Here is a 26,326-nt window from a genome sequence, read left to right as displayed (position 1 = left end):
CGGCTCCGGCTCGATGATCGGCGTCCTCCTGGGCGCGCTCCTCGTCGACACCATCGACAACTCGCTCACCCGCTGGGCAGTCGTCAGCGAATTCTGGCGCGACGCCCTCCTCGGGGGCCTCATCATGGTCGCTGTCACCGTGGACACGCTGGCCAGCCGCCAACTGACCAAACTTCGCAAGGGGGGAACGCAGTGACCAAATTCCTCACCCCCTGGGAAACCGGCCTTCTCGCCGTGTTCCTCGCCACGCTCGCCCTCAACGCCAGCTTCGCGCCCGAATTCCTGACGGTGCAGAACCAGATCAACCTGTTCCAGCTGTCGATCGAGAAGATCATCGTCGCGCTGATCATGACCCTCGTCATCATCAATGCCGAGATCGACCTCTCCGTCGCCTCGATCATGGGCCTCTCCGCCGCGCTCTTCGGCTACCTCGTCAACGCGGGCACACCGGGGGGCCTCGCCATTCTGATCTGCCTCGCCGCGGGCCTGATCGCCGGCGCGGTGAACGCCGTTCTCATCGCCCGCGTCGGTATCCCATCCCTCGTCGTCACCCTCGCCATGCTGATCGGCTTCCGCGGCTTGGCCCGGGTCCTCGTCCAGGACAACTCGCTCGGCGACTTCCCGCAATGGTTCACCGACCTTGGCCAGAAGGGCCTGATCGGCCCCATCCCCCTCGCGATACTCCTCTTCTTCGCGCTCCTGATCCTCCTCGGCATGACCCTCCACCGCTCCTCCTTCGGGCGGCAGGTCATCGTCATCGGCACCAACGCCGAGGTCGCCCGCTTCTCCGGCCTGAACGTCGCCCGGGTGAAGACCGTCCTCTTCCTCCTCTCCGCGCTGATCTCCGCCCTCTGCGGCCTCCTCTACGCCGCGCGCCTCGGCTCCGTCCGCGGCGACACCGCGCTGGGGTTCGAGCTCGACATCATCACCATGGTCCTCCTTGGCGGAGTCAGCATCTTCGGCGGCAAGGGCAGCATGGTGGGCGTGTTCCTGTCGATCCTGATCGTCCTGAACCTGCGGAACGGCATGGGCCTGATGAGCATCACCGGCCACATGCAGACCGGCGTGATCGGCGTCCTCCTGATCGGCTCTGTCCTGTTGCCGAACCTCATGGCCGACCTCAAGGCCCGCAAACGAAAGGAAGCGTAATGCAACGCCACGCCTTCAAGATGCGCCTGAACCCGGGTATGGAGGCCGAATACACCCGCCGCCATGACGCGATCTGGCCGGAACTGGTTCAGCTTCTTAAGGACACCGGCATCTCGAACTACTCGATCCACCTGGACCGGGAAACCAACACCCTCTTCGGCTACCTCGAACGCCGCGACGACCACAGCATGGACGACCTGCCGAACCACCCGGTGATGAAGAAGTGGTGGGCCTACATGGGCGACATCATGGCCACCAACCCCGACGGCTCCCCCGTCGCGATCCCGCTGGCCGAGACCTTCTACATGGCCTGAGCCGCTACCACCGCGCCACGGCGTCCCGCCACGCGGCAACATACCCGGTCCACAGCGCATCCCGCTCCGGCACCACCTCCACCGCCGGAGCCGCCTTCACCGCCAACGGTCCCGCCAACAAAGCCGCCCCCAGCCCCGTCCCGGCCCCAGCCCCCGATCCGCGCACAACGCGGCCCGTCGCAGTGGCCAGCATCCGCAGGAAGGCCAGGTTCCCCCCAAAAGCCCCCTCCACGATCACCGGCCCCTCCGCACCCGCCAGATCAAGACACTCCGCCCCCATCAGCGCCGCATAGAACGACGCCGCCGCCATCCGCGCGCCGCCCTCGGGCTCCCCACCAACCCAACCGAACCGCTTCCCCGGAAACGGCCCTGTCCCGGGATGCAACGACGGCATCGCCATCACACGTCCCTCCAGCACCGTGCGCAGTTCCCCATCGGACGGCTCGACAATCCGCCCGCCCATGATCTCTTCCATCTCGCGCCCGCCCATGAACCGCGCTGTCGGCACCGGCTGGCCCAAGGCATTCACGTTCACCAGCACATCCCGCGCGGCATCCAGCTCCACCGCCCGGCCCCCCAGGGCCATCACGATCATCCAGGTCCCCGTCGAGATCACTCCACACGGAGCCTTCGTCAGATGCGGCACCAGCGAGGCGTTGGAATCATGGATCCCGCACAACACCGGCGTGCCCACCGGCAACCCTGTCGCCTCCGCCACCGAAGGCAACACTGGCCCCAGCACATCCGCCGCGCGCCGGACCGGGGGGAACAACCCCTCCCACCCCATGCGGGAGACCAGCGACGAAAACCGTCCCTCCCACGGGTTCCACAGATCGGTATGGCACCCCAGCGAGGTCGCCTCGCTCGCCGCCACCCCGGACAGCCGGAATGACCAGTACTGCGCCAGCATCAGCACATGCCGCACCCGCGCAAACTCTGCCGGAAAGGCCCGCGACAGCCAGAACACCTGAGCGCCCACATTCAGTCCAACGGGCAACCGAGGCGACCCCGTCTCGGCAAACCCCGGCCGCACCGCGTCATAGTCGGCGGCCAGACCATCGGGCCCCACATGCTCATAATCCAGCATCGGCAGCGCCAGTCCGCCATCCGCGTCCACCAGTACGCAGGCCGCCCCGTGCGTGGTGATCGACACCGCATCGACCCCCCGCTCAGCCGCCACCCGCAATCCGGACAGCGCGAATGTCCACAGCATCTCCATGTCGTGATGCGGATAAAGCCCATCGCGCACCACCGCGTTCGGCGTCCGCGCCAGCACCTCCTCGACCCCCGTGGCCAGGTCCACGACCAGCACCTTGGCGTTGGTCTTGCCGATGTCCAGCACCGCGATCCGCCGCATTCCCCGTCCCCCACGAAAGCGTCGGGAACAGCCTATCCGACTGATTTCACAAGGGGAAGCGAATGGTGGGGAAGCGACTGGTGACCCCGGATGGATTCGAACCATCGACCTGCCGCTTAGGAGGCGGCCGCTCTATCCCCTGAGCTACGGGGCCACATGTCCTGAATGCTTGGAAACGCCCGACTTGGCAACGGCTGAAAAGAAAAGGGGAGGCAAGTTTTGGCCCACTACCTCCCCCTTGGTCCGTCGTGTCCAGTTTGAGAGCTTGCAGGACGCGCCAGATATGGCCAGCCGAATGGCTGTTAGCGGTAACAGTAGCACGCGAAACCGCCTTGGACAAGCCTTGTCTTTGGCGGTAACAAAGGGGGAAGCATCCCTGTCGGAAGTGCACCTTGACCAAACTGACCCCCGACCCGCGCCATACCCTGACCCTCCGTGACGTCTCCGAGGCGTCCGGGGTCAGCGAAATGACGGTGAGCCGGGTGTTGCGCAACCGCGGCGACGTCTCTGCGCCCACCCGTGAAAAGGTGCTCGAAGCCGCCCGCGCCCTGGGCTACGTGCCGAACAAGATCGCCGGGGCGCTGGCCTCGCAGCGGGTGAACCTGGTGGGCGTCGTCATCCCGTCGCTGTCGAACATGGTCTTTCCCGAAGTGATGACCGGCATCTCCGAGACGCTGGAAGGCACCGGCCTCCAACCCGTCGTCGGTGTCACCAACTACCTGCCCGACCGCGAGGAATCCGTCATCTACGAGATGCTCTCCTGGCGTCCCTCGGGCATGATCATCGCCGGGCTGGAGCACTCAACAGCCTCCCGCGCCATGCTGGCCCGGGCAGGCATCCCGATCGTCGAGATCATGGACATCGACGGCGAACCCATCAACCACGCCGTTGGCATCTCGCACCGCCGCGCCGGGCGCCAGATGGCCGAAGCGATCATCGCCGCCGGTTACCGCAAGATCGCCTTCCTTGGCACCCAGATGCCGAACGACTTCCGCGCCAAGAAACGTCTGGAAGGGTTCGAGGAAGCGCTGGCCAAGGCGGGCCTCTCGCTCGTCGACCGCGAGTACTACTCCGGCGGCTCGGCGCTTCTGAAGGGTCGCGAGATGACGGCGGCCGTCCTGAACCGGACTCCGGACGTCGATTTCCTGTACTATTCCAACGACATGATCGGGGCAGGGGGGCTTCTCTACTGCCTGGCCCAGGGCCTCGACGTCCCCGGGCGGATCGGGCTTGCGGGCTTCAACGGGGTCGAGCTTCTGGACGGCCTGCCCCGCAAGCTGGCAACTATGGACGCCTGCCGGCTGGAGATCGGCCGCAAGGCCGCGAAGATCATCGCCGACGCGCCCGAGGCTTCCCAGGTCGAAGAGCTCTTTCCGACGCTCGAACCCGGCGACACGATCCGTCAGGCGTAATGACGCCAGGAACAAGGTTGCCGCCCGGTAAACGCCCACAGCCAACCCATTGATCTTACAAAGGTGCCGGACCCTGTCCTGCGTGGACACTGATCTCGGCCCAGACAATCCCGGTGCGCCGCTGCATTTCCGGCACCGCGCCCGGATGCCCCAGGAAGACCCCGACCGGCATCAGTTCCCAGCCCTGGCCCTCATCCCCGAAGCGGATCCGACGGACCTCGTCCCGCCCCAGGCGCCCGCCGAAGAAGACCGACTTCCGCCCGTCCTCGACCATCGAGGGAAACACCCCGCGCCAGACCAGCCGCTCGGGTCCGAGCCGCAGCCCGAACTCCTCCCACAGCTCACGCAGAAGGCAGTCCTCGGGCCCCTCGTTCCCCTCGCGCCCGCCGCCCGGCAGGTCCCAGAGACCCGGCCAGCGCAGGCCCGGCTTTTCATCCCGAAGATAGACCAGGACCGAGGCCCCGCAGAACAGCGCCGCCTTGGCCCCGGTAAAATCGGGGGTCACGGGTTGTCGTTGATGTCGCGGTCCCAGAGCTTGACCTGCCCCTCGCGGACGCCCACCAGTCGGCGCAGCACCAGCCAGGCCACGACCGAGACGATCGCGAAGATCAGGATCAGCGCCGGCACCCCTGCCGGGATGCCGAAGCCGACCAGCGCTCCGGTCACCACCGCCCCGATGGCGAAGCCCAGGAAGATGTAGCCCGGAGCCAGGATCTCCAGCACGCCAAGCGCGAAGCCCAGGACGACCCAGGCCCACCAGGTTCCCACCAGAGTCGTCAGCATCTCACGGCCGTCCTTTCAGCATCTTGAACGCGTCGCCGAAGGCTTCCAGCATGTTCGCCGGCACCAGGATCGTCTGCTTGCCCTGGCCCACCGCGATGGCCTGCATCGCCTCGACCTGCTTCAGCGCGACCTGGTATTGCGCGGCCTCAAGCCCGCTTTCCTTGATCGTCTCGGCGATCACGCCCGTCGCATAGGCCTCGGCGTCCGCCGTGACCCGCTTGGCCTTGGCCTGCTGCTCGGCCGCGTAAAGCTCGGCGTCGGCGGCAAGCTCCACGGCGCGCTTCTTGCCCTCGGCCTCCATGACCTGGGCCCGCCGCGCGCGTTCCGCGTTCAGCTGCTGCAACATCGCAGCGCGCGTCGCCTCGTCGAGGTTGACGTCCAGGATTTCGGCCCGGGTGACCTCGACCCCCCAGTCATCGACCATCAGCGTCACCTGCTCGCGCACGCGCTCGATCAGCTGGGCGCGGTTCGACTGGACCTGGTCGAGCTCCAGCTTGCCGATCTCGCTGCGGACGATCCCGGCCACGGTCGTCGCGATGGCGCCGTCCACGTTGCGGATGCGGTAGACGGTCTTTTCCGGCTCGGTCACGCGGTAGAAGACGCTGGTCTCGACCTTGACCAGAACGTTGTCGGCGGTGATCGCGTCCTGGCTGGCGTTCGGCAGCTGGCGCTCCAGCACCGACACCTTGTGCGCGATGCGGTCCAGGAAGGGCACCACGAAGTTGATGCCCGGTCCCAGCACCGACCGCAGCCGGCCAAAGCGTTCCACCACGTGCTTTTCCGACTGAGGAACGATGCGGACCCCCAGGAAGATCGAGATGATGATGAATAGAGCAATGAAGATATAGACCAGCGGCCAACCGATAAGGTCTTGCATGTCCACGTAAAAACCCCCTCTTGAAACCTTGGCGCTTCCCACGCCGGTGCATATGTTGCCCTTCGGGGGCCACAACGCAAGTCCCCGGTGTCCATCTTCCCCCGGACGGTCGAAGCGGATAGGGTCGCCGCCGATCCCAAGTCACGGAGCCGACCATGACCCAGCGCCTGCATCTCGTCTTCGGTGGCGAGCTGGTGGACCCCCAGACCAACGTCTTCCGGGACGTCAACCAGATCCACATCGTCGGGATGTTCCCGAACTACGAAAGCGCCTTTGCCGCCTGGAAGGCCGAGGCCCAGCGCACCGTGGACAACGCGCACATGCGCTATTTCATCGCCCATCTGCACCGACTGCGCGACGAGGCCAAGGCAGGCTCCGCGACCGAGGAGCTTGGCGACTGATCCATGGCGTCCTCGCTGGGTCTGACCCTCTACAATCTCGGCCAGCGGCGTGAGCAGGCCGAGGGTCTGGAGCGGCCGCCAAGGCCTGCCGGACGGCTGGTCTGGCTGCATGCGCCGGACGACGGCTCGGTCAGTCCGATGCACGCCCTTGCGCGGCGGCTGGTCGAGGAGGACGGCCTTCCCGTCCTTCTGACCGCACCGGGCGAGGTGACGGCGCATCGCGAGGTCCTGGTCCAGCCCCCGCCCGCCGACAGCCCGGCCGAGGCGCGGGCCTTCCTCGATCACTGGCGGCCCGAGATCGCGATCTTTGCCGGAGGCCAGTTGCGCCCCGCCGTGATGCACGAGGCGTCCGAGCGGCGGATCCCGATGCTGGTCGTCAACGGCCGCGCGCCCGCCTTCCTGCGCGAACGGGACGGCTGGTATCCAGGCCTGATGCGCTCGGCCCTGGCGCGGTTCCGGGGGATCATGGCGGTGGACGAGGCTGCGGCCCGCGCCTTCCGCAAGGGGGGCGCAGCCCTGTCTGCCGTGGCCGTCACCGGGCGGATGGAGGAGGACAGCGTGGTCCTCTCCGCGCTCGAGGCCGAGCGGGCCGCGCTGGCCAAGCTCCTCGCCGCGCGCCCGGTCTGGTTTGCCGCCGGCGTGACCGAGGCCGAGGAGGCGGCGGTCCTGCAGGCCCACCGCATGGCCTCGCAGCATTCGCACCGTCTGCTCATGATCCTGATGACCGACGATCCGTCCCGCGCCCCGGCATTGGCCCGACGGCTGGAAGCCGAGGGCTGGGCCACCGCACAACGCGCGCAGGAAGAAGAGCCCGAGGCGGACGTCGAGATCTTCGTGGCCGACAACCCGGCGGAATACGGGCTTTGGTACCGCCTCGCGCCCGTGACCTTCCTGGGCGGCTCGCTGATGGGCAAGGGGCCGACCCGCAACCCGATGGAGGCGGCGGCTTTGGGCTCGGCCATCCTGCACGGTCCCCGTACCGGAAGTTCCGGCCCGGTATTCGGTCGGCTGGGCGCGGCGCGGGCGACGCGGGCCGTGGCCTCGGCGACCGATCTGGGCGATGCTCTGGGCGATCTCCTCGCTCCGGACCGTGCTGCCCGGCTGGCGCAGGCGGCCTGGGCGGTGGCCAGCGAGGGGGCCGAGGTGACCGAGATGATCCTGACCCGCATCCGCGAGATCATGGACGGGGACGCGTGATGCGCGCCCCCGGCTTCTGGTGGCGCGCGCCCGACCGTCCGGGACTGCTGCCCCGTCTGCTCGCGCCCCTCGGCTGGCTTTACGCCGCAGGCACCGCCCGCCGCTTGCGCCAGCCCGGCCATGTGGCGCGGGTTCCGGTGATCTGCGTCGGTAACCTGACCGCCGGAGGGGCGGGCAAGACCCCCACAGTCATCGCTCTGATCGAACGGCTGGTCGCGCGGGGCCGCAAGGTGCATGTCGTCAGCCGGGGCTATGGCGGCAGCCTTGCCGGTCCCCTCCGGGTGGTGGAAGCGCAGCACTCCGCCGCCGAGGTGGGGGACGAGCCGCTCCTCCTGTCCGCCTTCGCGCCCGTCTGGGTCGCCCGCGACCGCGCCGCCGGGGTCCGTGCCGCGGAAGCCGCCGGGGCCGAGGTAATCCTGATGGACGACGGGTTCCAGAACCCGGCCGTGAAACCCGCGCTGTCGCTCCTCGTCGTCGATGCCGCCAAGGGCTTCGGCAACGCCCGCTGCATCCCCGCCGGCCCCCTGCGCGAGCCGGTGGCCACCGGCCTTGCCCGCGCCGACCTGGTCCTGACCATCGGCGATGCCGAGGCCCAGGCGCGGTTCGATGCCGGCTGGGGCCCGCTTGCCGTCCCGCATCTGCGTGGGGCGCTGCACCCGCTGCAGATGGGCATGGACTGGAAAGGTGAGCGTGTGCTCGCATTTGCCGGTATCGCCGACCCGTCCCGCTTCTTCGCCACGCTCCGCGCCGAGGGGGCCGAGGTCGTTCGGGGTGAGGCGCTCTCTGATCACGAAATGCTGTCCGAGACGCTCCTCCGCCGTCTGGAGGCAGAGGCCGCCGCCGCCGGGGCCCAGCTTGTCACCACGGAAAAGGATGCCGCCCGCCTGCCTGCGCACTGGCGGCCCAAGGTCCTGACCCTTGTCGTGCGGCTGAAGCTCGACGACTGGACGCCGCTTGACGCCCATCTCCACCGCCTGGGCCTCTAGGCCGATTTCTTCAAAGAAATCGGACCGGAGTTTTCGAAAACTCCGTCGCCTACAACCCGCCCAGCACCTCGTCCTGATGCTGCCCCAGCCGCGGCGCGGGCCGGTCCAGGGCCAGCTCGGCACCCGAGAAGCTCATCGGGCTGCGCACACCCTTCATCCCCTCAGGAGCAATCTGCAACCCGCGCGCCACGACCTGCGGGTCGGCGAAGACCTCGGCCAGGTTGTTGATCGGCCCCGCCGGCACGCCCGCTGCCTCGCAGGCCGCGAGGAGGTCCGTCTTGGCCCAGGTCTTCGTCGCCGCTGTCAGCCGCTCGGTCATCTCGGCCCGGTTGGCGATCCGGTCGGCGTTGGAAAGGAACTTCGGGTCCGTCGCCATCGCGTCCAGCCCAAGGATGCCGCACAGCCGCTGGTACTGCCCGTCGTTCCCCGTCGCCAGGATCAGCCAGCCGTCCTTGCAGTCGAAGACGGCGTAGGGCGCCAGGTTCGGATGCGCGTTCCCCATCAGTCCGGGCGCTTTCCCCGAGACGAGGTAGTTCATCGCCTGGTTCGCCATGATGCTGGTCGCCACGTCGAGAAGCGCCATGTCGATCTGCTGGCCCTTGCCTGTCCGTCCGCGCTGCACCAGTGCCGCCAGGATCGCCGTTGCCGCATAGACCCCGGTGAAGATGTCCGTGACCGCCACGCCCACCTTCTGCGGCTGCCCGTCCGGAGAGCCCGTGACGCTCATCAGCCCCGACATGCCCTGGATGATGAAGTCATACCCCGCGCGGTGCGCATAGGGCCCGTCCTGCCCGAAGCCGGTGATGCTGCAATAGATCAGCCGGGGGTTCACCTTGCGCAGGGACTCCCAGTCGAGGCCATATTTCGCCAGCCCGCCGACCTTGAAGTTCTCGATCACCACGTCGGCATCGGCCACCAGCTTGCGGACAAGCTCCTGCCCCTCCGCCGTCCGGAAGTCGCAGATGATCGACCGCTTGCCCCGGTTCGCGGCGTGGAAATAGGCGGCGGTCTTCTCGCCCTGGCTCTCGATGAAGGGGGGGCCCCAGCGCCGGGTGTCGTCGCCCTCGGGCGCTTCGACCTTGATCACGTCGGCGCCAAGGTCGGCCAGCGTTTGCCCGGCCCAGGGACCGGCCAGGATCCGCGCCAGTTCGATGACGCGGATCCCTTCCAGCGGAGTGGTCATTCCTTCGCCAGCTCGGCTTCGATGATCGCCTTCAGGTCCTCGTAGGCCATGTTGCCGTGCTTGGTGCCGTTGATGAACAGCGTGGGAGTGCCCTCGACACCGTCCGCCTCGAAGTTCGTCTGGAACTGCTTGATCAGCGCCTCGGCATTGGCGGTGTCGTTCAGGCAGGCGTCCATTGCCGCATCCTCAAGTCCGGCGGCGCGGCCGATGGTCTTCAGCTTCTCGACCACCTCCTGCGGGTTTTCCGACGCGGCCCAGTCCTGCTGCTGGTCGAACAGCATGTCGTGGATGCCGAAATACTTCATCTCGCCGCCGCAGCGCGCGATCAGCGCGGCCCAAAGGCCGTAGCGGTCGAAATAGACCTCGCGCAGGGTGAAGTGGACCTTGCCGGTGTCGATGTAGTCCTTCTTCAGGTCCTTGAAGGTCGTGGCATGGAAGTTCGCGCAATGCGGGCAGGTAAAGCTTGCATATTCCACCAGCTTCACCTTCGCGTCGGGCGAGCCCAGCGAGAAGTCCTTCACCACGGGAGCGGCGGCCTCGGTCGTCGTGGCTTCCTGCGCCAAGGCCGGGGTCATGGCCGCGGTGGCGGCGGCGGCAAGGGCGATCATGGCCCGGCGGTTCAGTTTCATCATGGGTCGGCGTCCTTTTGCTGCCCGAAGTCAGGATCGGGGGCGAGTTAAGATGTTTTGCGCCAGCTGTTCAAGCGCGCTGCGCAAAGAGGGGTCGGCCACTCCGTCGGCCACGGCCTGCGCCTTGGCCTGGGTGGCGGGATCGGGGGCCTTTCGCGTCTTCGGGGCCGGAGTGAACTCGGCCTGGCCCTCGGCAAAGCCGGTGGCGGCGGTCTGTGTCAGGTGGATGTGGTGGACGGCCGCATAGCCGTAGACGGCGTTCACCCTCTCCTTCAGCTGCGGCAGGGCCATCTGCACCATCGGCGCCTCCGCAGCCTTGACGAGAAGGGTCAACGTCGCGCCAAGGCCCCCCTTGCCGTACCCGATCTTCACCGGCCGGGTCTTGCGCGCCATCTCCTCGCCCGCGACTTCAGCCCAATGCGTCAGAAGCCGCGCCACGGCAAAGCCGCGCGACTCTCCGGCCGTGCGGACAGCATCCTTCATCAGGCCGAACGCCGGTTCGAACCCGCGCATGCGGTGCTCGGCGGACGGCGAGGGTAGGGGTTTGAGGCTCATCTGCTCCTGGTCCTTCGGCGCGCATTCTATCGCATGGGGCAGGTCCTGCCAGAGGCAAGGCCGCCCGCAGGAATAAAGAGTGCGTTATGCCCCTGGCGCTTTTCGAAACATTGGGCCGCCAAGCGGGCTTGTTTTGGAGCCTGGTGAGCAGTGTGGGCGATATCGCCCACCCTCCCTTACCGACAGCAAGGAATGGCCGTTTCGCTGGAAGCATCGGACCACACTTCAGCCCGCATCCGGCCCGTCCGCACCGATCTGTCGGCGTCCCTAGTAACCGACCGCGGACGGGGCTGGTCGATTCCTGGAACACACGCGGTCTTGATGCCGGGTATCAGGGTGGGCGATACGGCCACCCTGCCTTGCCTACCGCACTGGTCCGCCCAACTCTCCTGCAGCGACGCCCAGGGTGCCGTCCTGACCAACGGCGTTGTGCATGCACGGCGCGGTGACAGACTGACTCAGCACCACCGCCGTCGACCCGGGTGGCCAGATGTTTTCAGGTTCACGTAGGCCTCCCCGACGTCTAGCCCACATCACCTGGGCGCAATGTCGTCGCGTCGATGCACGCCCGGTGTGGTTATGGTGTTTCCTGTGCCCGCCCGCGCGCTGCGTCATCAGGTCCTCCGACCCTCTGGTCCCGCCCGGCCGCTTCGCTATGTTGGCGCGGATGGATGACCCCGACTCCCTCTCCGCCCGGCTCCTGTCCTGGTATGACCGCCATGCCCGTGTCATGCCCTGGCGCATCGCGCCGCAGGACCGGGCGGCGGGTGTCCGGCCCGACCCGTACCGGGTCTGGCTGTCCGAGGTGATGCTGCAGCAGACCACGGTCGCCGCGGTGAAGGACTATTTCCACCGCTTCACCGCCCGCTGGCCGACGGTGCGGGACCTCGCCGCTGCGGCCGATGCGGATGTCATGGGCGAATGGGCCGGCCTTGGCTATTACGCCCGTGCGCGGAACCTGCTGAAATGCGCCCGCGCCGTGGTTGCCGACCATGCCGGGCAGTTTCCCACGACCCGCGAGGGCCTCCTGACCCTCCCCGGCATCGGCCCCTACACCGCCTCGGCCATCGCCGCCATCGCCTATGACGAATCCGCCACCGTCGTCGATGGCAACGTCGAGCGGGTGATCTCCCGCCTGTTCCTGGTCGGGACGCCGCTCCCCGCCGCAAAGCCCGAACTCACCGCCCTCGCCGCCCGCCTCACCCCGGCGGAAAGACCGGGGGACTACGCCCAGGCCATCATGGACCTCGGCGCCACGATCTGCACCCCGCGCTCCCCGGCCTGTGGCATCTGCCCCTGGGTGCACGCCTGCGCCGCCCGCGCCCAAGGCGTCCAGGCCGACCTTCCCCGCAAGTCGCCCAAGCCCGAAAAGCCCACCCGGCGCGGCACGCTCTGGCTGGGCCACCGCGACGGCGCGATCCTGCTCGAGCGCCGTCCGGACAGCGGCCTCCTCGGCGGAATGCTCGGCATTCCGGGCGACGGCTGGGACGGGCAGGGCGGTCCGGCCCCGGCCCTCGCCCCGTGGCGCGAGATCGGCGAGGTCCGCCACACCTTCACCCATTTCCACCTGATCCTGACCGTCCTTGCCGCCCACCTCGACTCCCCGCCCTCCCGCGGCGAGCTGGTGGCCCGGCACGCCTTCCGCCCCGCCGACCTGCCCACGGTCATGCGCAAGGCTTGGGACCTCGCCCGGCACGAGATCGATGCGCAGCCCGGCGCTTCGTAAAATCCTTGGCGAGAAGTCTTTGACTCGACCGCCCCTGCAGGGCACTCAGGTCCCGTCAAATCCGGACTGCGCATGAGCCCACTTCCCTCCGCCCTTCCCTTCTGGCTCTCCTTCGGCCTCTTGCCGCTGGCGCTGGTCGCGATGACCTGGGGCGGCTGGACCATCGCGCTTCTGCCGCTGTCGACCTGGTGGCTCTTCACCATCCTCGACGCGCTGACCGGGCACAACACCGCCAATCCCGACCCCCAGACACCCGATACCGCGCTCTCGGCCTATCGCCTGGTCACGCTGGTCTGGCCCCCCGTCCAGTTCGCGCTTCTCGCGCTGATGCTCTGGCAGGTTCCCCAGGCCCCGCACCTGGATAGGGGCGAGAAGATCGCGCTCTTCTTCGGCATGGGCGTGCTCTCCGGCACCATCGGCATCAACTACGCGCATGAGCTGATGCATCAGAAATCCGGGCTGGAACGCTGGCTTGCGGACCTCCTCCTTGCCTCGGTGCTCTATTCCCACTTCCGCTCCGAACACCTGCGCGTCCACCACATTCACGTCGGCACCCCGCGCGACCCCGTGACCGCCCGCTACAATGAGGGGTTCCATCGCTTCTTCCCCCGCGTCCTGGTCCAGTGCCCGCCCTCGGCCTGGCGCGCCGAAGTGGCGATGCTGTCCCGCCGTGGCCTGCCCTGGTGGCACCGGTCCAATCCATTCTGGCGCTACGCCGCGCTGCAGGCGGGCTTCCTGGCGCTTGCCCTGGCGCTGGGGGGATGGACGGGCCTTGGCCTCTTCCTGATCCAGGCCGGCACCGCCGTCTGGCAGCTGGAGCTGGTGAACTACATCGAACACTACGGCCTGACCCGCCGCCACCTGGGGAACGGCCGCTATGAACATGTCCTGCCGCGCCACAGCTGGAACGCGGACCAGCGGGCGTCGAACTGGCTGCTCATCAACCTGCAGCGCCATTCCGACCACCATTACAAGCCGGACCGCCGCTTCCCCATCCTGCAGACATACAGCTCCAGCGAAGCGCCTCAGCTCCCATACGGCTATCCCCTTATGACCATGGCCGCGATGGTCCCGCCGCTGTGGAAAAGGATCATGAACCGCCGGGTCAAGGCTTGGCGCCGGCAGCACTATGCCGACATCAAGGACTGGCACCCGTACAACAAGGCGCTGAACCCCGTCACGGGTTGACAAACATACCAAATGGTATGTAATGGCGCCCAAGGAGGCCGCCATGCAGCTTTACTATTCCCGGAACCTCAATCCGCGCGTCGCCGTGGCCGTGGCCCGCCACCTGGGCTCGCCCGTCGACTATGTTGCCGCCGCGCCGATGGCTCCGGACCAGCAAGAGGCCTTCCGCTCGATCAACCCGAACACCCGCGTTCCGGTCCTGGCCACGCCACAGCGGAATTACTGGGAAGCCGATGCCATCGCCTGCAAACTGTCGGCCCTGGCCGGGTCGGACTTCTGGCGCAGCGGCGACAGCCAGCCCGAGATGATCATGTGGATATCCTGGGCCACGCATCACCTGAACAGCGCAGGCGGGGTCTTCTACTTCTGGAAGCTGATCGCGCCGCAGTTCATGGACCACCAGCCTGACCAACCCGTCTTCGACGAGGCGATGCGCGACTGGCGACAGTTCATGTCCATCCTGGACGGCCAGCTTGCGGGCCGGGAATGGCTGGTCGACGATCGGCTGTCCTATGCCGATTTCCGCGTGGCGACCTGCTTTCCCTTCGCCGAAGCCGCCGGCCTGCCGCTGGCGGAATTCCCGCAGGCGCAACGCTTGTCCGACCAGCTGAACCAGCTCGATGCCTGGCGCGACCCTTTCGCGGGTCTGGCGTGACGGCTCACCCGGGACCAAATTTCTTAATTAAGAAATTTGCCAAAATTCTTACTCAAGAATTTTGATCCCAGGCCGCACGGTTCAGCACAAAACCTTGATCCGCCGCCGCCCCAGCGAGGAGAAGCGAAGCGCACGACGAGCAGCCCCTTCAGCAGACCACCTCGATCAACCGCGGCCCCCGCTGCTCCATCGCCTCGGCAAAGGCCGCATTGAACCCCGCCATGTCGGCCACCCGCACCGCCTGCACCCCATGCCCCCGCGCCAGCGCCACCCAATCCAGGCTTGGCCCCTCGACATCGAACATCGCCTTTGCATTGCGGCCGACCGCGTTCACCCCCATCGCCGCCAGTTCCTCGCGCAGGATCTGGTAGCCGCGGTTGGCGAAGATCACCGTGGTCACGTCCAGCCCCTCCCGCGCCATCGTCCAGAGCGACTGCAGCGTGTACATCCCCGACCCGTCGCCCTCCAGCACCACCACCTTGCGGTCCGGGCAGGCCAACGCCGCACCGACCGCGTTGGGCAGGCCAAAGCCGATGGAGCCGCCGGTGATCGTCAGCACATCATGGCCCGGTCCCCGCTTCAGCGCCGGGGCCAGGTGGGCCGAGGCGGTGATCCCCTCGTCCACAACGATGCAGTCCTCGGGCATCAGCGCCGCGATGGACTCTCCCACCTTCGCCATCGTGGCCGGACCATCCGCCTGCGCGGGCCGGTCCTCGACCACGAAATCCTCCGGCCCAAGCTCGGCCTCGCCCAACTCCTCTGCCAGCGCCCGCAGGGTTCCTTCGATGTCCATCTCGCGGGAACACAGCTCGATCAGCCGCGTCTCCGGATCATCGGGGGTCGAGGGCAGGCCGGGATAGGCGAAGAACCCGGCAGGCCGCGCCGTGCCGCACAGGACCAATGAGGACGCCCCGGCCAGAAGCTTCTGGTTGTCCTCGATCCGATAGGCCATCCGTTCGATCTTCACCGCCCCCGCCCCACGCCGAAACCGGCTGACGAAGAACGGCTGCATCAGCCGCGCGCCGCAGGCCTTGGCAACCCGCTTCGCCAGCTGCCCCAGGTCGGTGAACAGCGCCGGCCCATCGATCATCAGGATCGCCCCCGGCTGGCGCAGGGCATTCGCCGCCGCCTTCACCTCGGCCACCGACGGGCGCCGCAAGGCCGGGGCAGGGGCCGCCACCGCGAAACTCGACGCCTCTTCCCAGGCCGTGTTCGCGGGCAGGATCAGGGTGGCGATCTGCCCGCCCTTGGCCCGCGCCGCCTGCACCGCCTCGGCCGCATCCGTCGCGACCTTGCCCGACGACGCGCAGACCCGCACCCAATGCGACACCGCCTGCGCCACACCCACCGTGTCGCCCTTCAGCGGGGCCTCGAACCGCAGGTGGTAATCCGCATGGTCGCCCATGATGTTCAGCACGCCGGACTGGGCCTTCCGCGCATTGTGCAGGTTGGCGAAGGCATTGCCGAAGCCGGGGGCCAGGTGCAGAAGCGTCGCCGCCACCTCTCCCTTCATCCGGTAATAGCCATCTGCCGCGCCCGAGACGCCGCCCTCGAACAGGCACAGGATGCAGCGCATCTCGGGGTGCTGGTCCAGCGCATGGACGAAGTGCATCTCGGACGTGCCGGGGTTTGCAAAGCAGACCTTCACGCCGGACGCGAGCAGCGTCTCTACCAAAGTCTCTGCGCCATTCATGTCCGCCTCCGTGCTTCTGCTTGCGGTCAGAAGACCGGATTCGGGGCCTCTGCACAACCCGGAAGGGCCAGATTGCCCGGGTTAAGAAATCCCTAACGTCCGCGACCAAGTGTTTGATTCCAAACAGGTCCCAGCGTTTGCCCACCGTGGACACATGAAAAAACCCCGCCAGGACATCCCGGCGGGGTGAAGGTGTCCCCCAGGCGGTCCGGGGGACAGGCGTGTTCCGAAATCTCAGTGGGTGCGGCTCCCGTCGGCCTCCATCTCGGCCCGGATCTGCTGCCGCAGGATGTCGATCGGGACCATCTTCCCGTCCCGCTTGAAGTGCCAGTAGGTCCACCCGTTGCAGGACGGGGCGCCTTCCAGCGCGGCCCCCACCTGATGGATCGACCCCTTCACGTCGTTCCCGATCAGGGTCCCGTCAGCCCGGACCTTGGCCTTGAAGCGGTTCCCGATGGAAAAGAGCTCCTCCCCCGGCCGCAGCATCCCCCGCTCGACGACCTGCCCGAACGGCACCCGAGGCTCCGCTCGCTTCGACCCGCTGACTTCCAGCGCCGAGGCATCGAACCGCCGCACCCGTTCGATCCGAGCCGCCGCGGCCTTCCGATAGGCCGCCTCCCGCTCGATCCCGATGAAGTCGCGGCCCAGCATCTTTGCGACGGCCCCCGTCGTCCCCGTCCCGAAGAACGGGTCCAGCACCACGTCGCCCGGGTTCGTCGTCGCCACGATCACCCGGTGCAGCAGCGCCTCCGGCTTTTGCGTGGGGTGGGCCTTGTCGCCGTTCTCATCCTTCAGCCGCTCATGCCCGGTGCAAAGCGGGATCACCCAGTCCGACCGCATCTGCACGCCGTCGTTCAGGGCCTTCAGCGCCTCATAATTGAACGTGTACTTCGCCGCCTCGTCCCGCGACGCCCAGATCAGCGTCTCGTGGGCATTCGTCAGCCGCTTGCCCTTGAAGTTCGGCATCGGGTTCGACTTCCGCCACACCACGTCGTTCAGCAGCCAGAAGCCCTGGTTCTGCAACTCGGCCCCAAGACGGAAGACGTTGTGATAGGACCCGATCACCCAGATCGCCCCGTTCGGCTTCAGAAGCCGCTTGGCGGCGGCCAGCCAGTCCTTCGTAAAAGCGTCGTAGGTGGCGAAGCTGGAGAACTGGTCCCAGTGGTCGTCCACCGCGTCGACCTTGGAGTTGTCGGGGCGGTGCAGCTCGCCCTTGAGCTGCAAGTTGTAGGGGGGGTCCGCGAAGATCAGGTCGACGCTGCCCGCCGGGAGGGAGTTCATCACCTCCACGCAGTCGCCAGCAAGGATCTGGTTCAGCGGAAGGTCACCCCCCGCCGTGGTATTCCTGGTCGTCATGTCTCTGCCTCTGCCCCGGCATCTTGTGTGCCGATGTTGCATTGAAGCATGAGTCAGCGGCGATTCGCCGTCAAATTCTTTTTTGAATCAAGAACTTACAGAAAGCTCTTGATACAAGATATTGTGGACGGGCTTGAACGAACGCCTATGCCAAGGGGTCACACCTAGATTTTGCAATGCTTCCAGATGGGCCTTTGTCGGGTAGCCCGCGTTGGCCTCCCAGCCGTAGCCGGGGTGCTGTTGCGCCAAATCCACCATGATCCGGTCGCGCGTCACCTTGGCCACGATGGAGGCCGCAGCGATGGACAGGCAAAGTCCGTCGCCCCCGATGATCGCCGTCCCATCACACCCCAGGCCGCGCGGGATCATGTTGCCGTCAATCAGCGCATGGTCGGCCTTCAGTCCTGCCACTGCCCGCTCCATCGCCAGGTGGCTGGCGCGCAGGATGTTCAACGAGTCGATCTCTTCGACCGAGGCATGAGCCACGGAGACCTCGGCCACGTCGATGATCCGCAGATACAGATCTTCGCGCTTCTCGCGCGTAAGCACTTTTGAATCGCGCAGGCCGTCCGGGATGCGCTTTGCGTCAAGCAGAACCGCGCAGGCGGTGACCGGACCGGCGAGCGGCCCGCGCCCCACCTCATCCACCCCCACGACCCGAATGGCGCCCCGGCCCAGGGCCAGCGTCTCATGCGTGAAGTCGGGGATGATCTCGTCCATCCGCATCGGATAGCGCGGAACCGTTTACAGAAAAAGGGGGTGGGAGCTGCTCACCCTCCCACCCCCCAGACGGAAGCGGGGAATAGGGCGGCCCCGCTTCGTTCAAGGCCGCCTCGGCGGCCCGTGTTCACCGTCCCGAGACGCGGAACCCTGCATCGCGCAGGCACTGCGCCGAATAGACGCGGTCACGCTCGCCATAGATCGTCGCGGTATTGGCGCAGCCGCGCGGCAGGCGGGGCCGGAAGCCTTCCGACCGCAGGCAGCTTTCGGGATACAGCGTCACCGACCGTTCGGCCCCGTCGATCGAGATCGCGCAGACCGACGGCACGCGCTTGGAGGAAACGGGCTCGGCCTCCGGTACCGGAAGCGGAATTGGGGCGGGTGCGGGCTTGTCGTCGGCCTTCAGCTCATTGGCGATGGCACCGACGACCAGCGCCGCGATCAGCGCTTTTGCAATGTCGTTCTTTTCGGCGCGGACCGGGATCGTCGTCGCAAGAACCACGGCCAGCGCAGCGGCGGCGCCCGTCAGGATGGCGGCGAAGCGGCGCGCCGAAAGAGTGGTCTCGCTGATCCCACGCGAGGCGATATGGCGCGGATGGGTTCTGAATTCGACGGACATGGATGCCTCCTGATGCGATCTTCTTGGTCTTGGCGGGTGCCGCTGCAGGGAGCGGCAAACCCGTTGACCAAGCCTCGCCGCCGGAAAGCGGGGTAAGCAATAACGAGGTCGTGCTAGGTCATAACGGTAGGGCAAAACCGACTTGTTATCCGATAACAGCCGCGCGAAAATGGCGATGATATTGTATATCAGCGTGCCCGCGTGCAGTTTCGGCCGATAAACGAGCAGCTCCTTCCGGGGACCAAAAATGAAGACCTTCCTCACCTCTGTCCTGCTTGCCATGGCCCTTGTCGGCCCGGCTGCGGCAGAGTGTTATGCCGACTACAAGGCCAAGCGTGACGAACCGTTGCAACTGCACTACGGTGTCGCGCAGGTGTCGGATGCAAACTGTTCGCCCGGCGCGGCCGAAGGCGAATTGGCGCCGAGACTGGCGGGCGATGGCTGGACGCTTCTGAACGTTCTGTCCACATTCGGGCCCGAGGGTCTTGAGGAAAGGAAAGCGAGTGCCGGAGACTACTTCCTCCGTTACTGACAGTCTCAAGGCCGGCAACCGCGTCGTTGCCCTTGGTATCGCAGCCATCGTCCTGATCCTTCTGGCCGCGGCGCTGTTCCTTTTCCTGAACCTGCCCGACGCCAACGCTTTCAACGCGCGGGTGGAACGGCTGTTCGTCGAAAACGACGACCTGAACACCCTGGCCGAGATCAAGCTGCTGGAGATACTCGCGCAGTCCGGGACTTCGTTCTCGGAGGTTCTGATCAGCTATCGCAGCGTGATCTTCGTGCTGCTGCTCTTCTCGACCGCTCTTCTGGTGTCCTGCCTGGTCTTCCTGGTGACGATCATCGCGCTGAACCGCCGCATCTCGGCGATCCAGCGGTCGGGCATCCAGGTGGCGAGCCTGATGATCAGCCGCGAGGCGCGGGCGGTCTACATCAACGATCTGGAATTCCAGCTGACCGAAGCGGCGCTGGAAACCCTGTCCGTGCTGGCCGAGGCCCGGATGGACGATGAGGTCCTGACCGGTGCGCAGATTGAGGCTGTTATCTCGGGCCGGAACGAGGCGGATTGCGACGAAGCGGCGGGCGCGACGCGCGTCAAGCGGTTGCGGGACGCGCTGGGCAACCAGCTGGTCTCCGAGCTTCTGGTCAAGACCATCGCCCGGCGCGGCTACATGCTGGCCGTGGGCAAGGACACGATCAAGATGATCTGAAATGCAGAAGGCCCGGGCGTGACCCCGGGCCTTGCTGTGGGTGGTGAGCCGGACAGGATTCGAACCTGTGACCCGCTGATTAAGAGTCAGCTGCTCTACCAACTGAGCTACCGGCCCCACGGGCGGCTGATTAGGCAAGCCGCTGGCGGGGGTCAAGGGCAAAAACGTGCGGCACTGGCGAATCTTGGGGCCGCGGCGTATATGCCGTCGGATGATGGACAGCAGTGCGCAAACCGGCCTTCCGTTCCTGAAAATGCACGGCGCGGGCAATGATTTCGTGGTGATCGACTCGCGTGGGCGGGGGGCGGTCATGACGGCCGGACTTGCGCGGGCGCTGGGCGACCGGAATCGGGGCGTGGGCTTCGACCAGTTGGCCGAGATCACGGACTCGACCGATGCCGATTTCGGGCTGGTTTTCTGGAACAGCGACGGCAGCCAGGCCGGGGCCTGTGGAAACGCGACCCGCTGCGTGTCGGACTATGTGATGCGCGGGCTGGGGGCGGACAAGGTCTCGCTGGTCACCGCCCGCGGCGGGCTGCGCGCCGAACGGGCGGCGGATGGCCGGGTCTGGGTCAACATGGGCGAGCCGCAGCTTGACTGGGCGTCCATTCCCTTGGCGCGGGAGGTGGATCACCTGCACCTGCCCTTGCCGGGGGACCCGGTGGCCGTGGGCATGGGCAACCCACATTGCGTCCACTTCGTGCAGGATGCCGAGGCGGTGGACCTTGCGGCGCTGGGGCCGAAGATCGAGCATGATCCACTCTTCCCGCAGCGGACGAACGTCGAATTCGCCCAGCTTCTTTCGCCATGCCGAATGCGGATGCGGGTGTGGGAGCGCGGGACGGGGATCACGCTGGCCTGCGGTTCTGGCGCCTGTGCGACGGCGGTGGCGGCGCATCTGCGGGGGATGATCGGGCCGCGCGTGGCGCTGGAGGTCGATGGCGGCACGCTGGAGGTCGACTGGCGCGACGATGGCGTCTGGCTGACCGGCCCCGTGGCACGGGTGTTCGACGGGGTTCTGTCGGTCGACTATCTGGCGTCGGTCCGATGAACGCGCCGCAGAAGCCTCCGGTCTTCGCGACGCTGGGTTGCCGTCTGAACGCCTACGAGACCGAGGCGATGAAGGAGCTTGCTGCCGCGGCGGGGCTGGCGGGGGCGGTGGTGGTGAACACCTGCGCCGTGACGGGCGAAGCGGTGCGCAAGGCCAAGCAGGAGATCCGGCGGCTGTCGCGCGAGAACCCCGGGGCGGCGATCATCGTCACGGGTTGCGCGGCGCAGACCGAACCCGAGACCTTCGCGGCCATGCCTGAGGTGGCGCGAGTCGTCGGCAACCACGAGAAGATGCAGGCGGAGACCTGGAAGGGCATCGCCGCGCCGGACCTGATCGGGGTGACCGAGCGCGTGCAGGTCGACGACATCATGTCGGTGCGCGAGACGGCCGGTCACCTGATCGACGGTTTCGGGCGGCACCGGGCTTATGTGCAGGTCCAGAACGGCTGCGATCATCGCTGCACCTTCTGCATCATTCCCTTCGGGCGGGGGAATTCTCGCTCGGTCCCGGCGGGGGTGGTGGTCGAGCAGATCAACCGGCTGGTCGACCGCGGGTTCAACGAGGTGGTGCTGACGGGCGTTGACCTGACCTCCTGGGGCGCGGACCTGCCGGGGGAGCCGAAGCTGGGCGATCTGGTGCGGCGGATCTTGAAGCTGACGTCGGTGCCTCGCTTGAGGATTTCTTCGATCGATTCCATCGAGGCGGACCCGGCGCTGATCGAGGCCATCGCGACGGAGCCGCGGCTGATGCCGCACCTTCACCTGTCGTTGCAGGCGGGGGATGACCTGATCCTGAAACGGATGAAGCGGCGGCACCTGCGGGACGACGCGATCCGGTTCTGTGCGGAGGTGAAGGCCTCGCGGCCGGAGATGGTCTTCGGGGCGGACATCATCGCCGGGTTCCCGACCGAGACGGAGGCGATGTTCCAGCGGTCGCTGGACCTGGTTCAGGAGTGCGGGCTGACCTTCCTGCATGTCTTCCCGTTCAGCCCCCGCAAGGGGACGCCGGCGGCGCGGATGCCGCAGGTTCGGGGGCCGGAGATCAAGGAGCGGGCGGCGCGGCTGCGGGCTTTGGGCGACCGGGTTCTTGGGGACCATCTGGCGGGGCAGGTGGGTCGGCTCCATCGGGTGCTGACCGAGGGGCCGCGTCTGGGGCGGACCGAGGGGTTTGCCGAGGTGGCCTTCGGGAGCGACCAGCCGGAGGGGGCGATCCTGGAGGTGCGGGTCACCGGAGTGGACGGGGATCGGCTGCGAGCATGAGGGTGTCCACGGTGGACAAACTCTGATGCACGAATGAAAACAGATACTTGGCCGCGGGCGTTAGGGGTTTCTTAACTTCCGGATTTCACACGGGTTGGGGCGGTTTTCAGATTGAGCGCTGACGCGCGAAGTCCATTGTCTCGTCGTCGGCCTGCGCCTCCTCCTCGGCCATTGGGGGCGCTTCGCCCCCCCATGCCATTGGTTTCTCGAACCGGTGGCGAAACCAATGGCATACCCAGAGGATATTTGGAGCCAGGTGAAAGGGTTTTGATCGGCTCAAGACGACGGGTTGTGCGACCTTCGTCTCTGGTTGGCGGTCATGGGGAGCGTCAGCTGAGCGCGACGAGGTGGTTGTCCCATTGGGTTTCTTCACTGGAAAGCGGTGTGAGGCCTTCGTCGCTGGCGGACCAGACCGCGCCTTGGCCGTCGGTCACGGTGAAGCCCGTGCCAGCCGTGGCCGCGCCGCAAAGGTCGGGGCGGTGGTGGGTGGCGATGTGGGTGCCGGCGGCGTCGAAGATCATCAAGGCTCCGCCCTTGGGGGAGGTGATGAGAATGCGGTCAGAGGTGGCGGCGATGGAGCCGGCGTAGCCTTGCATCGTGAAGGCCTGGGCCTCGGGTGGGGTGCACAGGAGGGGGGTGCTGCCGGGGGTCCAGAGGCCAAGCTGCGGGACGGACTCCGCTGGGTCGCCCTCCCATTGCATGGCGAAGGCGATGGTGTCGCCTTGCAGGGCAAGGTGGCGGATGGAGTTCTGGTGGAGGTCCGGGAGTTCGATCTGGTCGAGGAGCGCGCCGTCTTCGGAGAGAAGTGTCAGGTTCGGGCGCATGTCGGGGATGTTGAGCTTGGTGCGGTCGACCGGGTCGGTCTGGATGCCGCCGTTCGCCACGGCAAGACGACCGTCTGGGAGGCGCTTGATCTCGTGCGGGCCGATGCCGTGGCTGGGCCAGTCGGTCAGGCGGGTGTAGAGGGTGGTGTCCCAGAGGCCGATGCGGCCTTCGGAGCCGTCGGCCACGACTTCGGAGGTCATCAGGAGCGAGCCGTCCAGCGAATAGGCGCCGTGGCCGTTGAACTGCATGCCCTCGGGCGGGGTCAGGCGGTGGCGGGTCTCTCCGGTGGCGCAGTCGATCACGAGCGCGAAGGTGCCGGGGCGGCGGGCAAAGGCGACGGCCTCGGCCAGGTGCGGGTGCGCGGCGGCGGCGTGGCCCCGGCCCGGCAATGCGATGCGGAACAGGCTGGTGCCGGTGGTGGCAAGACCGTGGAGGAAGAAGTCCTCCCCCCGTTTCCCGGCGGCAAGGAAGGCGGGGGCGCCGATGTCGGCCCAGGTCAGGCGGGGGGCCATCGCGGCGGCGAGGGTGGCGAGGAAGGTCCGGCGCTGCATCAGTCGCCATCCGCCGAGTTGAAGCCAAGCTCGACGCCCAGGGCGGGGCCAAGTTCGGCGATGGCAGTGTCGCGGGTGGTGCGGACGGCCTGCTGCAGGATTTCCAGCTTCAGCCAAGCCTGCGGGTCGGTGATGTGGTCGATGTCGGGGTCGAGGTCTTTGGCCAGTCCGATGGCATGGTCGAAGGCGGCGCGTGTCTTCGGGCTGTCGGGGTTCAGCGTCAGCGCGAGGTCCTTCAGGGCTTCCAGCGACAGGGCGATGTTGCGGACGGACCGGGCGGAGGCGTGGGCTTCGGCCAGGTCGGGGCGGGGCTTGTCGAAGGTGCCCAGGGGGCGGCCGATGCGGCGGTCGGCGAGGGATTCGAGGCCGGTGGCAAGCTGGGTGAAGAGGGCCTGCGTGGCCTCTTCCGGTTTCAGGAAGCGGTCGTTGCCGGCCTGGCCAGCGGTGAGAAGGAGGTCGCCGTAGGGACCCCAGTCCTTGGCCAGGGTGGCGGCGGTGGTGGCAAGGTCGTCGGCGGTGGCCTGGATCAGCGGGCAGGCGTTTTCGAGGGGTTCGGTCGGGAAGAGCAGACGCTCCAGCGCGGGCAGGCCGCGGGCGGCGACGGATTGCTGCGCCATCGCTTCAGCCGTCGGAGGGGCGGCGAGCAGGGCGCGCTGGGCCTTCCAGCCGGAGCCTTTCGGGTCGGGCCAAAAGAGGACGGCGAGGCCGCGGCCGTCTTCCTCGGCGGGTCCAAGGGTCAGGTGGGCCACGGGGATCCAGCTGTCATAGGCCCCCTGGAAGGCGGCGCGCAGGACATCCGGATCGCAGCTGTCGATGGCGGCCAAAGCTTTGGTTGCATTGGCAAAGGCGGTGAAGCCGGGGCGGATGTGGTCCTGCACGACGGTTGCGGTGTCGGCGAGGGCCGGGGTGGCGAAGAGGAGGGCGAGTAGTGTGGCGCGCATCAGAGGCTACCCAGGAAGGCGAGGAGGGCCTCGCGGTCCTCAGAGGTCATGGTGGCGACGGCGTCGCGCTGGGGTTGGGCTTCGCCGCCGTGCCAGAGGATTGCCTCGAGCAGTGAGCGGGCGCGGCCGTCGTGCAGGTATTCGGTATGGCCGGCGACCTGCGGCGACAGACCGATGCCCCAGAGCGGCGGGGTCCGCCATTCCGACCCGGTGGCGCGGCCTTCGGGGCGGTTGTCGGCAAGGCCCGGCCCCATGTCATGCAGGAGGAGGTCGGTGTAGGGCCAGATCAGCTGGAAGCTTTGTTCGGGCTGGTCGGTTAGCCGGTTGGTGACGTGCTTGGGCGTGTGGCAGGACTGGCAGCCGGTGGTGTAGAAGACTTCCTTGCCCTTCAGGACCTGGGGGTCGTCGATATTGCGACGTTCCGGCACTCCGAGGTTGCGGGAGTAGAAGGTGACGAGGTCGAGGGAGGGTTTGTCGACCTCAAGCCCGTCGCGGATGTTGGGCTCCTGGCCGGAGGGGGCGTCAAGGCAGGTGGGCTGGCCCTTGGTGCAGTCGCCCCAGGGGTCGGGGTGAAGGGGGGTCGAAAGGCCCATGTCGCCCGCGAAGGCTCCGGCGGATTGCTCGCGCACCGTGGGGGCGCCGGCCTTGAGGCCGAAGCGGCCGAGCATGGGGGTGCCGAATTCCACGGACGGGACGATTTGCGGGCGGCCGGAGATACCGTCGTTGTTGGCGTCGCCTTCGTCGGCAAGCGCAAGGATGTCGGCGGCGGGGATGGCTTCGAGGAGGCCGAGGCCGATCATCTGCGGGGCGACGCGGGGCGAGAGCATCAGGCCATCGGCGGGGGGGCCGTACGCGGGGTCGCTGAAGGCGTAGGTGGGGGCGCGGAGGGAGACAATGGTGCCGTCGGGAAGGGTGACGGGGGTCTCTTCCCATGTGATGTCCATCCGGCCCTCGGCAGCGTGGCCTGGGGTGGCGAGGTCCTGGAGCTGGCCGCCGTAGGTCGGGTCGGGCTGGGTGGCGATCCAGTCGGCGATGCCTTCGGGGACGGGGCCGCCGGGGACGGAGAGGCGGAGGAACATCGAGACGCGCGAGGCGTCGGCGTCGGCGGGGGTGTGGCCGCGGCCATCCTTCAGGTGGCAGTCCTGGCAGGCGCGGGCGTTATAGAGGGGGCCCAAGCCGTCGGAGGCCTTGGTGGAGGAGGGGGCGGCGACCCAGGTCTTGCGGAAGAGCGCGTTGCCGAGCTTGAAGTCCATCTCGCGCTCGAAGGGCATGTTGGCGGAGTGCTGCGAGAAGGCGTCAGCCGTGGTGATCGCGCGGACAGTGGCGGCGCCGGCGGGTTTCGCCTCGAACGGTTCGGGCTTGGTGAAGTCGGTGGGCGGGGCGAGGACGGCGGCGATCTTCGCGGTGTCTTCGGGGGTCCTGGGAATGACGGGGAGGTGGCGGTCGTCCAGATCCTGCGCATAGGCAGGGGCGGTTGCGAGGCAGAGCATGAGGGCAAGGCGCATGAGCGGCCTCCTTTTGGGCGACTCATACTCCCGAGTTCTTGAGTATTTCAATCGGAAAAGCGGTGGGAGGTTCGATTCCAAGTAGGATCCCCCCTGTGGTGCCCGGGCCGAGAGGACGTCGCATCGGCATCATTCTGCGCAGGTGGCGAGCGAATGTCAGACATTTTAACGCGACGTCAGCGAAAA

At 67.3% G+C, this 26,326-nt stretch carries 27 protein-coding genes, 2 tRNA genes and 1 pseudogene; 14 read left to right on the top strand and 16 right to left on the bottom strand.

The annotated features are described in order from the left end of the window. The 3 genes and pseudogenes from ACE3Q6_RS19965 to rhaM form a co-directional block, all read left to right on the top strand. Positions 1 to 196 (top strand): annotated as a pseudogene (locus ACE3Q6_RS19965) (hypothetical protein); the annotation flags it as partial. Further along, positions 193 to 1,149, top strand: a complete 957-nt coding sequence (locus ACE3Q6_RS19960) for an ABC transporter permease (RefSeq protein ID WP_374436341.1) — start codon at positions 193 to 195, stop codon at positions 1,147 to 1,149. The pseudogene ACE3Q6_RS19965 and the gene ACE3Q6_RS19960, both read left to right, overlap by 4 nt. Further along, a complete protein-coding gene (rhaM, locus tag ACE3Q6_RS19955) occupies positions 1,149 to 1,463 on the top strand; it encodes an L-rhamnose mutarotase (protein WP_374436339.1) in 315 nt (104 codons plus the stop codon). Before ACE3Q6_RS19960 ends, rhaM begins: the two co-directional genes overlap by 1 nt. A 4-nt stretch (positions 1,464 to 1,467) precedes the next feature. Here the strand turns inward: rhaM and ACE3Q6_RS19950 are convergent, their stop codons facing one another. Next, on the bottom strand, positions 1,468 to 2,820 hold the full coding sequence (locus tag ACE3Q6_RS19950; RefSeq protein ID WP_374436336.1) for an FGGY-family carbohydrate kinase: 1,353 nt from the start codon (positions 2,818 to 2,820) through the stop codon (positions 1,468 to 1,470). 78 nt (positions 2,821 to 2,898) lie between these two features. After that, a tRNA-Arg gene (locus ACE3Q6_RS19945) sits at positions 2,899 to 2,974 on the bottom strand. Between the two features lie 247 nt (positions 2,975 to 3,221). Between ACE3Q6_RS19945 and ACE3Q6_RS19940 the strand changes: the two genes are divergently transcribed. After that, on the top strand, positions 3,222 to 4,232 hold the full coding sequence (locus tag ACE3Q6_RS19940) for a LacI family DNA-binding transcriptional regulator (RefSeq protein WP_374436348.1): 1,011 nt from the start codon (positions 3,222 to 3,224) through the stop codon (positions 4,230 to 4,232). A gap of 55 nt (positions 4,233 to 4,287) precedes the next feature. Here the strand turns inward: ACE3Q6_RS19940 and ACE3Q6_RS19935 are convergent, their stop codons facing one another. The 3 genes from ACE3Q6_RS19935 to ACE3Q6_RS19925 are packed head-to-tail and all read right to left on the bottom strand — an operon-like array spanning position 4,288 to position 5,892. Continuing rightward, positions 4,288 to 4,737: an NUDIX hydrolase gene (locus tag ACE3Q6_RS19935; RefSeq protein ID WP_374436334.1), complete on the bottom strand. Its 450-nt coding sequence runs from the start codon at positions 4,735 to 4,737 to the stop codon at positions 4,288 to 4,290. After that, positions 4,734 to 5,015, bottom strand: a complete 282-nt coding sequence (locus tag ACE3Q6_RS19930) for an NfeD family protein (protein WP_374436332.1) — start codon at positions 5,013 to 5,015, stop codon at positions 4,734 to 4,736. Before ACE3Q6_RS19930 ends, ACE3Q6_RS19935 begins: the two co-directional genes overlap by 4 nt. 1 nt (position 5,016) lies before the next feature. Beyond that, the gene (locus tag ACE3Q6_RS19925) at positions 5,017 to 5,892 is read right to left on the bottom strand and encodes an SPFH domain-containing protein (RefSeq protein WP_374436330.1); all 876 of its coding nucleotides are present in this window, start codon (positions 5,890 to 5,892) and stop codon (positions 5,017 to 5,019) included. Positions 5,893 to 6,047: 155 nt separating this feature from the next. On the opposite strand from ACE3Q6_RS19925, the gene ACE3Q6_RS19920 reads away from it, so the two are divergent. Genes ACE3Q6_RS19920 through lpxK form a run of 3 tightly spaced genes read left to right on the top strand, consistent with a single transcriptional unit; the run spans position 6,048 to position 8,476 of the window. Next, positions 6,048 to 6,293: a DUF4170 domain-containing protein gene (locus ACE3Q6_RS19920; RefSeq protein WP_374436328.1), complete on the top strand. Its 246-nt coding sequence runs from the start codon at positions 6,048 to 6,050 to the stop codon at positions 6,291 to 6,293. A 3-nt stretch (positions 6,294 to 6,296) separates the two neighbouring features. Continuing rightward, entirely contained in the window at positions 6,297 to 7,490 is a 1,194-nt protein-coding gene (locus ACE3Q6_RS19915; protein WP_374436326.1) for a 3-deoxy-D-manno-octulosonic acid transferase, read from the top strand. Next, positions 7,490 to 8,476 (top strand): tetraacyldisaccharide 4'-kinase, encoded by a 987-nt coding sequence (gene lpxK, locus ACE3Q6_RS19910; protein WP_374436324.1) that lies wholly within the window; start codon positions 7,490 to 7,492, stop codon positions 8,474 to 8,476. The genes ACE3Q6_RS19915 and lpxK overlap by 1 nt, the downstream gene beginning before the upstream one ends. 49 nt (positions 8,477 to 8,525) lie before the next feature. Here lpxK and ACE3Q6_RS19905 read toward each other — a convergent pair whose 3' ends face one another. From ACE3Q6_RS19905 to ACE3Q6_RS19895, 3 genes are read right to left on the bottom strand one after another with little or no spacing between them, the layout of a single operon-like run. Continuing rightward, positions 8,526 to 9,659 (bottom strand): CaiB/BaiF CoA transferase family protein, encoded by a 1,134-nt coding sequence (locus tag ACE3Q6_RS19905; protein ID WP_374436322.1) that lies wholly within the window; start codon positions 9,657 to 9,659, stop codon positions 8,526 to 8,528. Next, entirely contained in the window at positions 9,656 to 10,288 is a 633-nt protein-coding gene (locus ACE3Q6_RS19900; protein WP_374436345.1) for a DsbA family protein, read from the bottom strand. Before ACE3Q6_RS19900 ends, ACE3Q6_RS19905 begins: the two co-directional genes overlap by 4 nt. 30 nt (positions 10,289 to 10,318) lie before the next feature. After that, positions 10,319 to 10,843, bottom strand: a complete 525-nt coding sequence (locus ACE3Q6_RS19895; RefSeq protein WP_374436320.1) for a DUF721 domain-containing protein — start codon at positions 10,841 to 10,843, stop codon at positions 10,319 to 10,321. A gap of 667 nt (positions 10,844 to 11,510) precedes the next feature. Here ACE3Q6_RS19895 and mutY point away from each other — a divergent pair. The 3 genes from mutY (at position 11,511) to ACE3Q6_RS19880 (ending at position 14,412) form a co-directional block, all read left to right on the top strand. Next, positions 11,511 to 12,569, top strand: a complete 1,059-nt coding sequence (gene mutY, locus ACE3Q6_RS19890) for an A/G-specific adenine glycosylase (RefSeq protein WP_374436319.1) — start codon at positions 11,511 to 11,513, stop codon at positions 12,567 to 12,569. A 72-nt stretch (positions 12,570 to 12,641) separates the two neighbouring features. After that, positions 12,642 to 13,757, top strand: coding sequence for an alkane 1-monooxygenase (locus tag ACE3Q6_RS19885; protein ID WP_374436318.1), 1,116 nt, complete (start codon positions 12,642 to 12,644; stop codon positions 13,755 to 13,757). Between the two features lie 43 nt (positions 13,758 to 13,800). Next, positions 13,801 to 14,412, top strand: a complete 612-nt coding sequence (locus tag ACE3Q6_RS19880; RefSeq protein ID WP_374436316.1) for a glutathione S-transferase family protein — start codon at positions 13,801 to 13,803, stop codon at positions 14,410 to 14,412. 148 nt (positions 14,413 to 14,560) lie between these two features. Here ACE3Q6_RS19880 and ACE3Q6_RS19875 read toward each other — a convergent pair whose 3' ends face one another. The 4 genes from ACE3Q6_RS19875 to ACE3Q6_RS19860 all read right to left on the bottom strand — a co-directional run bounded on the left by ACE3Q6_RS19875 (position 14,561) and on the right by ACE3Q6_RS19860 (position 18,800). Beyond that, the gene (locus tag ACE3Q6_RS19875) at positions 14,561 to 16,105 is read right to left on the bottom strand and encodes an acetolactate synthase large subunit (RefSeq protein WP_374436314.1); all 1,545 of its coding nucleotides are present in this window, start codon (positions 16,103 to 16,105) and stop codon (positions 14,561 to 14,563) included. 234 nt (positions 16,106 to 16,339) lie between these two features. Further along, positions 16,340 to 17,461, bottom strand: a complete 1,122-nt coding sequence (locus ACE3Q6_RS19870) for a site-specific DNA-methyltransferase (protein ID WP_374436313.1) — start codon at positions 17,459 to 17,461, stop codon at positions 16,340 to 16,342. Positions 17,462 to 17,548: 87 nt separating this feature from the next. After that, positions 17,549 to 18,181 carry a ribonuclease HII gene (locus tag ACE3Q6_RS19865; RefSeq protein WP_374436312.1) on the bottom strand — a complete coding sequence of 211 codons (633 nt, stop codon included), beginning with the start codon at positions 18,179 to 18,181 and terminating at the stop codon, positions 17,549 to 17,551. 127 nt (positions 18,182 to 18,308) lie between these two features. Beyond that, complete coding sequence (locus ACE3Q6_RS19860; RefSeq protein ID WP_374436311.1) at positions 18,309 to 18,800, bottom strand: hypothetical protein; 492 nt, start codon at positions 18,798 to 18,800, stop codon at positions 18,309 to 18,311. A gap of 247 nt (positions 18,801 to 19,047) precedes the next feature. Here ACE3Q6_RS19860 and ACE3Q6_RS19855 point away from each other — a divergent pair, with 247 nt between their 5' ends. After that, complete coding sequence (locus tag ACE3Q6_RS19855) at positions 19,048 to 19,332, top strand: hypothetical protein (RefSeq protein WP_374436309.1); 285 nt, start codon at positions 19,048 to 19,050, stop codon at positions 19,330 to 19,332. Then, positions 19,304 to 20,008 carry a transcriptional regulator gene (locus ACE3Q6_RS19850; RefSeq protein WP_374436308.1) on the top strand — a complete coding sequence of 235 codons (705 nt, stop codon included), beginning with the start codon at positions 19,304 to 19,306 and terminating at the stop codon, positions 20,006 to 20,008. The genes ACE3Q6_RS19855 and ACE3Q6_RS19850 overlap by 29 nt, the downstream gene beginning before the upstream one ends. A 41-nt stretch (positions 20,009 to 20,049) precedes the next feature. Here ACE3Q6_RS19850 and ACE3Q6_RS19845 read toward each other — a convergent pair. Continuing rightward, a tRNA-Lys gene (locus ACE3Q6_RS19845) sits at positions 20,050 to 20,125 on the bottom strand. 94 nt (positions 20,126 to 20,219) lie between these two features. Here ACE3Q6_RS19845 and dapF point away from each other — a divergent pair. Both dapF and mtaB read left to right on the top strand, forming a co-directional pair. Then, positions 20,220 to 21,059 (top strand): diaminopimelate epimerase, encoded by an 840-nt coding sequence (gene dapF, locus ACE3Q6_RS19840; protein WP_374436306.1) that lies wholly within the window; start codon positions 20,220 to 20,222, stop codon positions 21,057 to 21,059. Beyond that, entirely contained in the window at positions 21,056 to 22,318 is a 1,263-nt protein-coding gene (gene mtaB, locus ACE3Q6_RS19835) for a tRNA (N(6)-L-threonylcarbamoyladenosine(37)-C(2))-methylthiotransferase MtaB (RefSeq protein WP_374436304.1), read from the top strand. The genes dapF and mtaB overlap by 4 nt, the downstream gene beginning before the upstream one ends. Positions 22,319 to 22,647: 329 nt before the next feature. Here the strand turns inward: mtaB and ACE3Q6_RS19830 are convergent, their stop codons facing one another. From ACE3Q6_RS19830 to ACE3Q6_RS19820, 3 genes are read right to left on the bottom strand one after another with little or no spacing between them, the layout of a single operon-like run. Continuing rightward, positions 22,648 to 23,697 (bottom strand): DUF1513 domain-containing protein, encoded by a 1,050-nt coding sequence (locus tag ACE3Q6_RS19830; protein WP_374436343.1) that lies wholly within the window; start codon positions 23,695 to 23,697, stop codon positions 22,648 to 22,650. Beyond that, the gene (locus tag ACE3Q6_RS19825) at positions 23,694 to 24,635 is read right to left on the bottom strand and encodes an imelysin family protein (RefSeq protein WP_374436302.1); all 942 of its coding nucleotides are present in this window, start codon (positions 24,633 to 24,635) and stop codon (positions 23,694 to 23,696) included. The genes ACE3Q6_RS19830 and ACE3Q6_RS19825 overlap by 4 nt, the downstream gene beginning before the upstream one ends. Continuing rightward, complete coding sequence (locus ACE3Q6_RS19820; protein ID WP_374436300.1) at positions 24,635 to 26,140, bottom strand: di-heme oxidoredictase family protein; 1,506 nt, start codon at positions 26,138 to 26,140, stop codon at positions 24,635 to 24,637. The genes ACE3Q6_RS19825 and ACE3Q6_RS19820 overlap by 1 nt, the downstream gene beginning before the upstream one ends. Between the last annotated feature and the right edge of the window lie 186 nt (positions 26,141 to 26,326).

The organism is Tabrizicola sp., from assembly GCF_041913445.1.
Taxonomy (GTDB): Bacteria; Pseudomonadota; Alphaproteobacteria; order Rhodobacterales; family Rhodobacteraceae; genus Tabrizicola.
This window is presented reverse-complemented; position numbering and strand designations above follow the sequence as displayed.

What these genes read in the sequence shown, in the direction of transcription:
- rhaM (WP_374436339.1), top strand. Translation starts at nt 1,149, where the DNA reads ATGCAACGCCACGCCTTCAAGATGCGCCTGAACCCGGGTATGGAGGCC.
- ACE3Q6_RS19950 (WP_374436336.1), bottom strand. Translation starts at nt 2,820, where the DNA reads ATGCGGCGGATCGCGGTGCTGGACATCGGCAAGACCAACGCCAAGGTG.
- ACE3Q6_RS19930 (WP_374436332.1), bottom strand. Translation starts at nt 5,015, where the DNA reads ATGCTGACGACTCTGGTGGGAACCTGGTGGGCCTGGGTCGTCCTGGGC.
- ACE3Q6_RS19925 (WP_374436330.1), bottom strand. Translation starts at nt 5,892, where the DNA reads ATGCAAGACCTTATCGGTTGGCCGCTGGTCTATATCTTCATTGCTCTA.
- ACE3Q6_RS19920 (WP_374436328.1), top strand. Translation starts at nt 6,048, where the DNA reads ATGACCCAGCGCCTGCATCTCGTCTTCGGTGGCGAGCTGGTGGACCCC.
- ACE3Q6_RS19915 (WP_374436326.1), top strand. Translation starts at nt 6,297, where the DNA reads ATGGCGTCCTCGCTGGGTCTGACCCTCTACAATCTCGGCCAGCGGCGT.
- lpxK (WP_374436324.1), top strand. Translation starts at nt 7,490, where the DNA reads ATGCGCGCCCCCGGCTTCTGGTGGCGCGCGCCCGACCGTCCGGGACTG.
- ACE3Q6_RS19905 (WP_374436322.1), bottom strand. Translation starts at nt 9,659, where the DNA reads ATGACCACTCCGCTGGAAGGGATCCGCGTCATCGAACTGGCGCGGATC.
- ACE3Q6_RS19900 (WP_374436345.1), bottom strand. Translation starts at nt 10,288, where the DNA reads ATGAAACTGAACCGCCGGGCCATGATCGCCCTTGCCGCCGCCGCCACC.
- ACE3Q6_RS19895 (WP_374436320.1), bottom strand. Translation starts at nt 10,843, where the DNA reads ATGAGCCTCAAACCCCTACCCTCGCCGTCCGCCGAGCACCGCATGCGC.
- mutY (WP_374436319.1), top strand. Translation starts at nt 11,511, where the DNA reads ATGGATGACCCCGACTCCCTCTCCGCCCGGCTCCTGTCCTGGTATGAC.
- ACE3Q6_RS19885 (WP_374436318.1), top strand. Translation starts at nt 12,642, where the DNA reads ATGAGCCCACTTCCCTCCGCCCTTCCCTTCTGGCTCTCCTTCGGCCTC.
- ACE3Q6_RS19880 (WP_374436316.1), top strand. Translation starts at nt 13,801, where the DNA reads ATGCAGCTTTACTATTCCCGGAACCTCAATCCGCGCGTCGCCGTGGCC.
- ACE3Q6_RS19875 (WP_374436314.1), bottom strand. Translation starts at nt 16,105, where the DNA reads ATGAATGGCGCAGAGACTTTGGTAGAGACGCTGCTCGCGTCCGGCGTG.
- ACE3Q6_RS19870 (WP_374436313.1), bottom strand. Translation starts at nt 17,461, where the DNA reads ATGACGACCAGGAATACCACGGCGGGGGGTGACCTTCCGCTGAACCAG.
- ACE3Q6_RS19865 (WP_374436312.1), bottom strand. Translation starts at nt 18,181, where the DNA reads ATGGACGAGATCATCCCCGACTTCACGCATGAGACGCTGGCCCTGGGC.
- ACE3Q6_RS19860 (WP_374436311.1), bottom strand. Translation starts at nt 18,800, where the DNA reads ATGTCCGTCGAATTCAGAACCCATCCGCGCCATATCGCCTCGCGTGGG.
- ACE3Q6_RS19855 (WP_374436309.1), top strand. Translation starts at nt 19,048, where the DNA reads ATGAAGACCTTCCTCACCTCTGTCCTGCTTGCCATGGCCCTTGTCGGC.
- dapF (WP_374436306.1), top strand. Translation starts at nt 20,220, where the DNA reads ATGATGGACAGCAGTGCGCAAACCGGCCTTCCGTTCCTGAAAATGCAC.
- mtaB (WP_374436304.1), top strand. Translation starts at nt 21,056, where the DNA reads ATGAACGCGCCGCAGAAGCCTCCGGTCTTCGCGACGCTGGGTTGCCGT.
- ACE3Q6_RS19825 (WP_374436302.1), bottom strand. Translation starts at nt 24,635, where the DNA reads ATGCGCGCCACACTACTCGCCCTCCTCTTCGCCACCCCGGCCCTCGCC.
- ACE3Q6_RS19820 (WP_374436300.1), bottom strand. Translation starts at nt 26,140, where the DNA reads ATGCGCCTTGCCCTCATGCTCTGCCTCGCAACCGCCCCTGCCTATGCG.